This is a genomic window from Acinetobacter sp. V2, from assembly GCF_001188385.1.
GTDB classification, from domain to species: domain Bacteria; phylum Pseudomonadota; class Gammaproteobacteria; order Pseudomonadales; family Moraxellaceae; genus Acinetobacter; species Acinetobacter oleivorans.
Genome location: NZ_JZFB01000003.1, coordinates 32,481 through 44,055 on the forward strand (window position 1 = coordinate 32,481; position 11,575 = coordinate 44,055).

The 11,575-nt window shown below is 42.3% G+C and carries 12 protein-coding genes; 7 read left to right on the forward strand and 5 right to left on the reverse strand.

Translation table 11 applies throughout. The annotated features are described in order from the left end of the window. A partial coding sequence (locus tag UC75_RS21265; RefSeq protein ID WP_228137289.1) for an AAA family ATPase occupies window positions 1–865 on the reverse strand: 865 nt, incomplete at its 3' end. Between the two features lie 9 nt (window positions 866–874). Beyond that, a complete protein-coding gene (locus UC75_RS11130) occupies window positions 875–2,143 on the reverse strand; it encodes an exonuclease SbcCD subunit D (RefSeq protein WP_049837632.1) in 1,269 nt (422 codons plus the stop codon). A 164-nt stretch (window positions 2,144–2,307) separates the two neighbouring features. Between UC75_RS11130 and UC75_RS11135 the strand changes: the two genes are divergently transcribed. After that, on the forward strand, window positions 2,308–2,781 hold the full coding sequence (locus UC75_RS11135; protein WP_212771775.1) for an OsmC family protein: 474 nt from the start codon (window positions 2,308–2,310) through the stop codon (window positions 2,779–2,781). 75 nt (window positions 2,782–2,856) lie between these two features. On the opposite strand, the gene UC75_RS11140 is transcribed toward UC75_RS11135, so the two are convergent. Beyond that, window positions 2,857–3,234, reverse strand: coding sequence for a VOC family protein (locus UC75_RS11140; protein WP_049837634.1), 378 nt, complete (start codon window positions 3,232–3,234; stop codon window positions 2,857–2,859). Window positions 3,235–3,614: 380 nt separating this feature from the next. Between UC75_RS11140 and UC75_RS11145 the strand changes: the two genes are divergently transcribed. Together UC75_RS11145 and UC75_RS11150 are read left to right on the forward strand one after the other, a co-directional pair. After that, window positions 3,615–4,067 carry an ABZJ_00895 family protein gene (locus tag UC75_RS11145; protein WP_039756915.1) on the forward strand — a complete coding sequence of 151 codons (453 nt, stop codon included), beginning with the start codon at window positions 3,615–3,617 and terminating at the stop codon, window positions 4,065–4,067. Between the two features lie 83 nt (window positions 4,068–4,150). Next, entirely contained in the window at window positions 4,151–5,056 is a 906-nt protein-coding gene (locus UC75_RS11150) for a TIGR01777 family oxidoreductase (protein WP_049837635.1), read from the forward strand. Here UC75_RS11150 and UC75_RS11155 read toward each other — a convergent pair. Both UC75_RS11155 and hemB read right to left on the reverse strand, forming a co-directional pair. Further along, window positions 5,048–6,163 carry an NAD(P)/FAD-dependent oxidoreductase gene (locus tag UC75_RS11155; RefSeq protein WP_049837636.1) on the reverse strand — a complete coding sequence of 372 codons (1,116 nt, stop codon included), beginning with the start codon at window positions 6,161–6,163 and terminating at the stop codon, window positions 5,048–5,050. The two genes, UC75_RS11150 and UC75_RS11155, sit on opposite strands and share 9 nt — an antisense overlap. A gap of 25 nt (window positions 6,164–6,188) precedes the next feature. After that, window positions 6,189–7,202 carry a porphobilinogen synthase gene (hemB, locus tag UC75_RS11160; protein ID WP_005075335.1) on the reverse strand — a complete coding sequence of 338 codons (1,014 nt, stop codon included), beginning with the start codon at window positions 7,200–7,202 and terminating at the stop codon, window positions 6,189–6,191. 142 nt (window positions 7,203–7,344) lie between these two features. Between hemB and UC75_RS11165 the strand changes: the two genes are divergently transcribed. The 4 genes from UC75_RS11165 to UC75_RS21270 all read left to right on the forward strand — a co-directional run. Next, entirely contained in the window at window positions 7,345–7,842 is a 498-nt protein-coding gene (locus UC75_RS11165) for a thioesterase family protein (RefSeq protein ID WP_005303182.1), read from the forward strand. 267 nt (window positions 7,843–8,109) lie between these two features. After that, on the forward strand, window positions 8,110–9,261 hold the full coding sequence (locus UC75_RS11170) for an EmrA/EmrK family multidrug efflux transporter periplasmic adaptor subunit (protein WP_049837637.1): 1,152 nt from the start codon (window positions 8,110–8,112) through the stop codon (window positions 9,259–9,261). 6 nt (window positions 9,262–9,267) lie between these two features. Continuing rightward, window positions 9,268–10,794, forward strand: coding sequence for a DHA2 family efflux MFS transporter permease subunit (locus UC75_RS11175; protein WP_013198748.1), 1,527 nt, complete (start codon window positions 9,268–9,270; stop codon window positions 10,792–10,794). 305 nt (window positions 10,795–11,099) lie between these two features. Next, the coding region (locus tag UC75_RS21270; RefSeq protein WP_228137290.1) for a gamma-glutamyltransferase at window positions 11,100–11,575 on the forward strand (476 nt) is incomplete at its 3' end.

Consider the following 11,575-nt stretch of genomic DNA (forward strand, 5'->3'; position numbering starts at 1 on the left):
GCTGATGATGGTTTTGCTGGGTTTGAAACTGTTGTTGTTTAGCTTGAACTTCTTGCTCAAGTTTTACTTTACGCTCAAACCATTGTTGCTGTTTGTCTAAGATATTTTTGTGTTGTTCTAATTTTTGATGATTTTGCTCGACTTGCTGATATTGCTCGGTAAATGCAGCAATCTCTTCATCAGACAAAATTTCAATGTGGCCTAAGAATTCTTCGAGCTGTTTACGCTGCTTTGCAATATCTGCTGTTTTACGAAAAGCCAGCTCACCAATTTTAGCGAAAATGCTGGAGTTAGTTAGGTATTCGAGTAATTCACCGCGTTCACTGTCTCTTGCTTTTAAAAATGCAGTCACTTCTGACTGGGCAAGTAATACGGCACGTGTAAATTGTTCAAAAGAAAGCTGTGTAATTTGTTTAACTTTTTCATCAACCGCTTTGGCTTTATCGGCAAGTACAACGCCATCGGTCAGGCATTTTAAATGGCGTTGCACGCTTTGTAATTTACCATTGGGGTTTTCACGCGCACGTTTAATTTCCCAACGTGCCAAATAGCGTTTTTGATCTTGTGCGATAAAGCAAAGTTCAGCAAAACCATGTCCTGTACCACGGCGTAAGACAGTTAAAGGTGAGTTGGTGAGTAACTCTGAACCATCAACATCTTTTAATTTACCATCGCTGTCTTTAAGGCGCGGAACCCGATTAAACAAAGCCAAACACATTGCATCTAAAATGGTCGACTTACCAGCCCCCGTTTTCCCCACAATCGCAATTAAACCGGCATGGGCGAGAGGTGCGCTTTCAAAATCAATAAAGTGTTCATCAGAAAGAGATGCCAGATTTTTTATTCGAATGGATAAAATTTTCATGACATATCCTTAAGGGGTTGCATCATTTTCAAGATTTTTTTGTGCTTCTTGTACCAGACTCAGAAAATCTTTTAAGACAGCATCATCGGCGCTGTAACCTTGTTTTTCCCAGATATTTTGAAAGAGTTTTTCTGGTGTTGGCGGTTCAAGAGCGATTTGCTGAGTGGTATTTGAATCAGTAGCGTCTTTATTCACATATTGACGTGAAATACGCACTAAACGGTAGCGGTCAGGCGGTAGGGCTGCTTCAAACTGCTGACGTAAATTAGGCTGGGGCGGCGTTAAACTATAATATTCAATATCGACATATTCACGGTGGTCAATATTCTCAATCATGCCGTTTGGCAATGCTTTGAGTTGTTGCAGCACTTCGTTTAACTCACCACGAATACGGTGCAATTGTATGCAACGCGGAATTTCTACAGCTTCAAATTGCAAACGGTTGTCTGCTTCTTGAGTCAGGTCAATTTTGACTTCAACTACTTGGTGCTTATAGTTAATTTCACTAAAGGAAAGCGGAATCGGCGAGCCACTATAACGAATATGCGGCTGACCTACTTTTTGTGGTTTATGCAAGTGCCCTAAAGCGACATAGTCGACGGCATCTTCAAATAAAGTCGTTGAAAGTGCTTCTTCATTACCAATAATAATTGGACGTTCAGAGTCGGATGTTTCCCCACCTTGCATATGCGCATGCGACATCAAAATTAGGGCTTGGTCTGGTGTTTTACGACGTTTTGCTTCGGCAATCAGTTGCTGGTGCAAATAGGCAATCGCATTTTTGCTGTTGGTGGTATGTTCATTAAAGCCCGTAATTTCGGCCGAGCGTAAAAAAGGTAGAGCAAGGCACCACGCCACAATATCCTGATTTTGATTATAAATAGGTAAAAGTAGTCGATCGAGATCTAGGGTTTTATCTTCATTCCAGCGAACCACGCCCACAGTTTTTGCATTGTATTTTTCTAAGAGTGGCTCGACCTGTTCAATACGGTAGCCTGAGTCATGGTTACCCGCAATCATGAGTGTTTGCATGTGTGGTGCAATACGGTGTGCATCTGCTAAAAATTGGTAGAGTTGTTTTTGTGCTTGAGAACCCGGGTTAATGACATCAAAAATATCGCCGGCAATGAGTAGGGCATGCGGTTGTTTTTCTTGAATTTGAGTGAGTAACCAGCTTAAAAATTGTTGGTGTTCGTAGTGGCGTGAATGATTATAAAAAAACTGCCCCAAATGCCAGTCAGAAGTATGTAGAAAATGTACGGACATAGAAACAGACATCAAGCCAAAATAAACACAGATACGTTAGCATAAATTGGCAGGAGATTTTATCAAGACATTTTAAAGTGCTCGTTATTTAAGCCTAAGTTGAAACTTAAATTAAATTTTTCACTTTAAACTTTGGTTTGTTACTATCGACTTAAACCATGAACTTTGAGAAAAAAATGACCATTCATGAATACGAAGTAAAAATACAGTGGGAAGGCAATACAGGAACTGGCACTTCTTCTTATCGTTCATATAAAAGAGATTTTAGTATTCAACATCCGCAAAAAGCCACGATTCAAGGTTCATCAGACCCAGCCTATTTAGGTGATGTGACCAGATGGAACCCAGAAGATTTATTGGTTGCATCAGCTTCAGCTTGTCATAAGCTTTGGTATTTGCACCTATGTGCAGTCAATCATATTCACGTACTGAGTTATGTCGACAAAGCACTTGGTTTTATGGAAGATACAGATCCAGTTAAACGCGGCCACTTTACCCAAATTATTTTAAGACCAGAGATTGTTTTGGAAAAAGGTGCTGACCAAGAGCTTGCAGCAAAACTGCATGAAGAAGCGCATCATGAATGCATGATTGCCAATTCGGTGAATTTCCCAATTACATGTGAAGCCAGTTTTAGCTTTGCTGAATAAATAATATGAAATAGCCACCGATAAAAAGGCGGTGGCTATACATTAAAAAATAAATAAAGTCGTTAATTAAGATCTTTAAGCTGCATTTTCATCGACTTGAAAAATACCAAAAACGTTGTGGTCTAAATCGACAAAGTAACCATGCCAAGCACGGCCCGGAATGGCGAATTTATCCATCGCGACAATGCCACCTTGCGCTAAAATTTTTGCAGCCACTTCATCGAAGTTTTCGACTTGAATCGAACAGGTAAATGCATTGGTGCCATATTCCATTGGCGGCGTTTGGGCTGGGCGTTTTAATAGTCCACCCATAATTGAAGGCGTTTCGATACGGTAATATTCAATCGGTAAATTTTCATCGAGTTTAAATTGCCAGCCAAACACAGCTTGATAAAACTGCGCATCGCGGGCAGGGTTTGAAGACTGGATTTCAAAATAGGCAATATTGTTCATATTATTTAAAACATATTTTTATGGTGCAAAAAGTATACGCATAGCCTTTATAGCCACGAAAGGACTATTGTGTATGTTGAGCGTAAAATAAATGAAAGTGCTAGAAAATAAAAACCGACGATTCGAGTGATGAGAGAATCGTCGGTCAAAAACTTCATCAAGGGTTTCGGCTGCTAACAAAACCTAATCCGAAGGAAGGAAAGAGTCGTAATGAAAGGTCACCGAAACAATTTTGCGGATGCCGTGCAAAGGAAGTATTCGGTTGCTGCGACCTTATTACCCTATATAACGTCAAGAGATTCGAATTGGTTGACAGAAAAATGAAAAAAAATCGAAAAAAATTTATAATTATTTTTTGAACCCATAAATTAGGCAAAAATATGACCAAATTACGTTCTTACTTTCTCTGGTTTTTTGGTTTATGCATTGTACTGACCTTAATTGTAGGTGTGGTTGCAGCACTATTACCAGCGAGTGTAGGCGGTATTTTAACAGCCGTTCCATATTTAGGGGCAATGATTTTTGTCTTATTTAAATTTTTAAAGAAAGAACGCCGTGCACCGACTGTACAAGAAAAAAAGAAATTTACTTTAGGTTTTACCCTGATTTTTTGGGGCTATAACTTGTGTGGTGTTTTATTTGGTCTGTTTTTATTTGCCAGAAAAGACCCTGAGATTTTGCAGAACTTTATGCTTTACCTCAAACAACCTCAGTTCTTGAGCATTATGGTGATTATGCTTTTAATGTTAGCTATTCCGCTTTATTTAATTACCTACTGGTTTTATGGCAAACAGGCACAGCGAATGGCAGACAAAATGTTTAATGTGCAATAGATCACTACATAAACAGCTACGATTAAATATAAATGAGTCTTATATAATTAAATAAAACTTGTGTCCTCGGCTTTGGAGGAAATATGAATAAGAATGTATTAATCACCGGTGCCAGTGGTTTTATCGGAACGCATTTAATTAAGTTCCTGCTGCAAAAAAATTATAACGTGATTGCTGTGACACGGCAGGCTGGAAAGAAATCTGACCATCCTGCCTTACAGTGGGTGCAAAAATTCGAAGATATTACGACACGTCAAATTGACTATGTGGTGAATTTGGCAGGTGCAAATATTGGTGAAAAACGCTGGACCGAGTCACGTAAAAAACAACTCATTGAAAGCCGAGTAAACACGACCCGAAAGTTATATGCATGGCTCAAGCAATCTGAAATTTTTCCAGAAGTGATTGTTTCTGGTTCGGCCATTGGCTATTACGGAATAGATGATCAGGAAAAGTGGGCAGAGGTGTGCACCGAACAAAGCCCACCACAGCCTATTTTTATGTCTCAGCTTTGCCAAGAGTGGGAACGAGCAGCTTTAGCAGATCCTCAGCAAAATACTAAAATTATTCGTTTAGGCGTAGTGTTTGGGCAGGGCGGTGGTATCTTGCCTAAAATGTTGCTTCCGATTCGACTCAATTTAGTCGGTCAAATTGGTCATGGTCGTCAGCCTGTGGTTTGGGTACACATTGAAGACGTGTTAAACGCAGTCGAGTTTATATTTAAGCATCCTCAATCTGCCCAAATTCATAATGTAGTAGCGCCAGAAAATGTGACCCAAAAGGCCTTTGTTGAACAAGCAGCTGAGGTACTCAATAAGAAACCAATGTTGTCAGCACCAAGCACGGTTTTTCGCTGTTTGTTAGGGGAACAGTCTCAATTGATCTTAAATGGGCAATACGTCAAACCCGCAGCTCTGCAAGCAGAAGGATTTGAGTTTGCTTATCCTCAGTTAAAAATGGCTTTAGAGAATATATTGGTGTCAGGCTAAGATTTTATTTTGCAAACGCTCTGGGGAATATGCTTTGGCATCCACTAATGTCGGTTGATCTAGCATAAGCTGACGGAGCAATTGTGCAGAGCCTGCACCCATACATAACCCATTTCTAAAGTGACCAAAGTTTGCCCATAGGTTATCCATTTCAGGCATTTTGCCAATGTACGGAACGCCATTTGGTGAACTTGGTCTGAGTCCTGCCCAGCGATGTACAATCGGGAAATCGGCCAGTTCAGGTACCATTTCTAAACATGCTTCTAAAATATTGTGCTGGGTGGTTTCGTCTGTAGACGTGTCAAAACCACGATGTGCCATGCTTGACCCACACACAATATGGCCGTCCATACGTGGAATCAGATACATCACTCGATTCATGCACATGGTCGGTAGCCAGTGAGCGGGGGTTTTAAATAACAGCATTTGACCTTGAACAGGTTCGACTGGAATTTCGAGTTGTAATTGTGAGTTCCAGTAATGGCTCCAAGCGCCCGAAGTTATTACAAAATGATCTGCTGTATGTTTGCGACCATCTTCAGTTTGTAGGGCTTGTATAGCATCGCCATGTTGAATCAGTTTTTTAACAGCAGTGTGTTCAAAAAACTCAACATTCGGGTGTTGTTTTAAATAGCTAATCAGGGACTGTAATACGCGTGGATTGCGAATATTAGACAGTTCAGGGAAATAAATCGCTTCTTGAAATTGATCGGAAATATGCGGGTTGACTTGCTCTAGCGCATCTCGCTGTAAATATTCACAACGTTGCATGGGTTCTTGATGTTGTTCGGCGTAGGAAAGCCCAACGTCAAAATCTTCTTCATCAAAAATCAGCATGCCTGTGTCATGAATTTCAAAATCAATCCCTGTAATAGGGTAGAGCTTTTGGTTCCATGCTTGATAAGAGGCTTTACCAAATTGAGCAAGTTGGTTTACTGCATGCACATAGCGCCACGGATACATCGGAGAGAGAATACCTCCGCCAGCCCAAGAGGCTGCTTGTCCCGCTTGTTGTTGATCAAAAATGCTTAACGTACAGCCTTGATCAACCAACTCCAGCGCAGACATTAATCCACTTATGCCCGCGCCAATGATTGCAATATGCATGCAGTGTTATCCTTTCTCTGCGAACTTAGTTCATTTCCTTGAGTTTTTCAGCAGCGGTTTCTGCAAAGTAAGTCCAGATCCCGTCTGCACCAGCACGGCGGCAGCACATGAGCGATTCTAAAATTACTGAGTCTGATAACCAGCCATTTTGAATTGCACCAGCTAACATCGCATATTCGCCACTCACTTGGTAAATGAATGTCGGAATACCAAAGGTATCTTTCACTTCACGTACCACATCCAGATAAGGCATGCCCGGTTTTACAATCACCATGTCGGCGCCTTCTTGAATATCAAGCGCGATTTCATGTAACGCTTCGGCACGGTTGGCAAAGTCCATCTGGTAGTTATATTTATTACCACCTTTGAGGTTGGATGCAGAGCCAACAGCATCACGGAATGGCCCATAGAAGCTAGATGCATATTTCGCAGAGTAGGCCATGATGTTGGTATAGATGTGACCATTGGCTTCTAAAGCCTGACGAATCGCGCCAATGCGGCCATCCATCATGTCACTTGGTGCAATCACTTCGGCACCTGCTTCTGCATGACTTAAGGCTTGTTTAATCAAGCATTCTACAGTCTCGTCATTGAGCACATAGCCAGTTTCATCAATAATGCCGTCTTGACCATGAGTGGTGTATGGGTCGAGGGCACCATCAGTAATTAACACCATTTCTGGTAATTCTTTTTTAAGCAAACGGCAAGTGGTTTGTACTAAACCATCTTCATGCCATGCAGCTTCTGCAGTAAGGCTTTTATCTTCTTGAGGGGTAACTGGAAAAAGAGCCAGTTTTGATACACCCAATTCCAGAAGTCTTTCAGCTTTTTTCAGTAACAAATCTGCCGACAAACGCTGAATGTTTGGCATACTTGGAATATCTTGGGTCTGATTTTGTCCCGGTAATACAAATACTGGATAAATCAAGTGATTGGTAGTGAGCTGTGTTTCGCTGACCATCGCACGCAACTGGTCATTTTTACGGATACGGCGCATGCGAGTGGCTGGAAATGCAGGACGATTGAACGTATAAGTCATAACAATCTCGATGTTCGGTATTACACTAGGATAGGTTGGCGGATATTCCATTACTGTCAACCGACTGCTGTATTGTAGCCCCATAATGCTGGATTTGTACAAAATTATGGGTGTTTATCATGCTTTTAAATTTAGGCAATGTATGAGTGATGAAAAGAAAAATTGGACTGGGAATATCCATTTAGGCGCAAAAACTGACCTAACTGTGGTTCTCAACCAATTATGTAAGGCGTTTAATAGCTCTCCTTTTTTTAAGCATAGTGGAATGATTATGCGTGTGGTGGACGGGCACATTGAAGGCTATATCGAGATGCAACCCAACCTGATTGGCAATCTGGCATTTCAGATTTTGCATGGCGGCGTTGCTGCAACCTTGCTCGATAGTATTGGCGGAATTGTGGCCATGGAACATCTCTATCGCCGTTCAACCCCAGAAACTTTAACTGAAACGATTAAACAAGTGTCGCGTTTGGCAACAGTCGATATGCGTGTAGATTATTTAGCACCGGGGCGTGGTAAGTATTTTATTGCCCGTGCTGAAGTGTTACGTTTAGGTCGTAAGGGCTGCACCATGCGCATGACCATGGTCAATGATGAAGAGAAAGCCATTGCTGCGGGTATTGCTTCATATGCCTATTAAGCAATGAATTGAACCATTTAAAAGCGCCGAGTGCGCTTTTTTTAGTGTTTGAAAAGCTAAAATTTTCATAAAAACTTTGAGATAAACATTAATTTAATTAGAACGAACGCATGAGTTATAAATTTTTATTCTCATATTATGAGGTTTTAGCGTTAAAATTACCTCCTTTGACAATGCGATATGTCTTGTTTATAGAAAAATAAAAACTCTATAACAAGGTGTAGTGCGAGATTGATGGCAAAGCCAACTCATCTTTAGGAACATACCATGACTGATGCACAAAGCAATGTACAAGAAACAGTGCCAACAACATCTGCCTCGGATGAAAACAATCAAAACAAGCGCAAAAAATTTCTTGGTTTTTTTGCGCTGATTTTATTGATCGCCGCTATTTTGTATGCAATCTGGGCATTATTTTTAAATAATTCCGTGAGTACGGATAATGCCTATGTCGGTGCAGAAACCGCGCAAATTACTTCAATGGTGAGCGGACAGGTCGCTCAGGTTGTCGTAAAAGATACCCAAACGGTACATCGTGGTGACGTGCTGGTTCGTATTGATGACCGTGATGCCAAAATTGCATTAGCGCAAGCTGAGGCAGAACTCGCAAAAGCAAAACGCCAATACAAACAAACCGCGGCAAACAGTAGCTCTTTAAACTCTCAAGTTGTGGTTCGTGCTGACGAAATTAATAGCGCTAAAGCACAGGTTGCTCAAGCGCAAGCTGACTACGACAAAGCCGGGTTAGAGCTCAACCGCCGTGCACAACTTGCTGCGTCTGGTGCAGTGTCTAAAGAAGAACTCACTAAGGCACAAAGTGCAGTTGAAACAGCGAAAGCCGGGCTAGAGCTTGCTAAAGCAGGTTTGGCTCAAGCGTCTTCAAGTCGTAAAGCTGCCGAAAGCACCTTAGCTGCAAACGAAGCCTTAATTCAGGGTGTAAGCGAAGTTTCAACACCTGATGTACAAGTTGCACAGGCACATGTTGAACAAGCTCAGCTTGATTTAGAACGTACCGTGATTCGTGCACCAGTTGATGGTGTGATCACACGTCGTAACATTCAAGTTGGTCAACGTGTTGCACCGGGCACCAGCATGATGATGATTGTGCCGCTGAATGATTTATATGTAGATGCAAACTTTAAAGAAAGTCAGTTGAAAAAAGTCCGTCCGGGTCAAATCGTTACGCTTACTTCAGATTTATATGGCGACGATGTTGAATATCACGGCAAAGTGATGGGCTTCTCCGGTGGTACAGGCTCTGCCTTTGCCTTAATTCCGGCTCAAAACGCAACAGGTAACTGGATTAAAGTGGTTCAACGCTTACCAGTTCGTATTGCACTTGACCCGAAAGAACTTGCTGAACACCCACTGCGTGTTGGCTTGTCGATGGAAGCAAAAGTCGACTTATCTGCGAAGTAAACGCTTATGAAAACGCAAACACCTTTTGCCGAACTAAGCGGTGGCCGTTTATTACTGGCAGCGTTTGTTATTGCCTTGTCGAACTTTATGGTCGTGCTCGATACGACCATTGCCAACGTATCTGTACCGCATATTACCGGTAACCTTGCTGTTTCAAGTACACAAGGTACATGGGTTGTTACGTCGTATGCAGTTGCAGAAGCGATTTGTGTACCTTTAACGGGTTGGCTTGCAGGGCGCTTTGGTACTGTTAGGGTTTTTATTTTTGGCCTGATTGGTTTTACCATCTTTTCTTTTTTGTGCGGCCTAGCAAACTCGTTAGGCATGCTGGTGTTTTTCCGTATTGGACAAGGTCTATGCGGTGGCCCACTCATGCCACTCAGCCAAACTTTGCTGATGCGTATTTTCCCTCAAGAAAAGCATGCGCAGGCGATGGGCCTATGGGCAATGACGACCGTCGTTGGGCCAATTTTAGGACCAATTTTGGGTGGTCTGATTAGTGATAACCTGTCTTGGCACTGGATTTTCTTTATTAACATTCCGGTCGGCATTGTTTGTGTTTTAGCGGCAATCCGTTTGCTTAAACCAGCCGAAACAGAAACGATTTCTTTAAGAATCGATACCGTCGGTTTAGGTCTGTTAATTTTGTGGATTGGTGCACTACAGCTCATGCTCGATTTAGGGCACGAACGAGACTGGTTTAATAGTACCAGCATTGTGGTATTAGGCTTAACTGCCGCCATAGGCTTTGTGGTGTTCCTCATATGGGAGTTGACCGACAAACACCCCGTCGTGGACGTCAAAGTCTTTAGGCATAGGGGCTTTGCAATTTCGGTACTGGCCTTGTCGCTCGGCTTTGGCGCGTTCTTTGGCAGCATTGTATTGATTCCACAGTGGCTGCAAATGAACCTTTCTTACACCGCTACATGGGCCGGATATTTAACCGCAACCATGGGCTTTGGTAGTTTGACCATGTCACCGATTGTGGCAAAGCTTTCGACCAAACATGACCCACGCGCACTAGCCAGTTTTGGTCTGATTTTGCTAGGGGGCGTGACCTTAATGCGGGCATTCTGGACCACAGACGCCGACTTTATGGCACTGGCTTGGCCGCAGATCCTGCAAGGTTTTGCTGTACCGTTCTTCTTTATTCCACTGTCGAATATTGCACTTGGTTCGGTACTCCAGCAAGAGATTGCATCTGCTGCGGGTCTTATGAACTTCTTAAGAACCATGGCAGGGGCGATTGGTGCTTCAATTGCGGTGACCGTGTGGGACGACCACGCCAAAGTTGCACGTAGTGAAATGGTGTCAAACCTAAATACTGCCGAAGTTCAAAATAACCTTGCGCAAAATGGTTTTTCGGCTGACTCGACCTTAGGGATTATTTCAAACCTCGTTGATAAAGAAGCGATTACCATGTCGGCAAACCATGTATTTTTGCTATTTGCGATGGTGTTTGTCTTTGCGGGGCTGGTCATTTGGCTGTGTCCGAAACCCAAAGGAGATGTCAGCGGAATGCCATCTCACTAAACACAAAAAAGCATCTCTTCGGAGGTGCTTTTTTTAGATCTATTAAAAAATAGAGCGAGTCTATAAATGGTAGATTTTGCCTGTATTTCACTAAATAAAGCATGCCAGAATCGGGCAGATCAAATATAAAAGCGTGTAATATCAAGCAAGGAGGCTTAATACAGGGCACAGGATAAAACGCCCTTAAACATTCAATATTATAAAACCTTATTTTTATCAAAGATTAAAAAAACTTAATACCTGAAAACAAAGAAGCTTGCATGGCAATTGCATGGATAGGCAGGCGTATATATTGGAGTTATCACGTGAATAAAAGATATTCATTTTTGTTCAGTAGTTTATTAGCAGTCGGTTTATTACAAGGATGTGGAGATGATTCTTCAGATCAGCCCAAGGATGATTCAAATACAACCCCACCCAATTTAATTGTTGATAATGACCCGACCAGTTGTAGCAAACTGGCACAAGACGGTTCAAGCGTGGTGGTCGGTTCAAACCAAAATGGTGACCCAGCAGCGCCTGAGGGTGCGTCGGGTTATAGACTCGGTAACACGGTTAAATACGCAGATAAATATATGGTGGTGGCAAACACGCCACTTGCGGTAAAAGCGGGTTGTGATGTTTTAAGAGCAGGTGGTAGTGCAGTCGATGCAGCCGTTGCGGTACAAGCGGTGCTAGGTCTAGTAGAACCTCAATCGAGCACCATTGCTGGTAGTGGTTTTATGATGTATTACGACGCCAAAACCAAAAAAGTCACGGCTTACGACGGCCGTGAAACCGC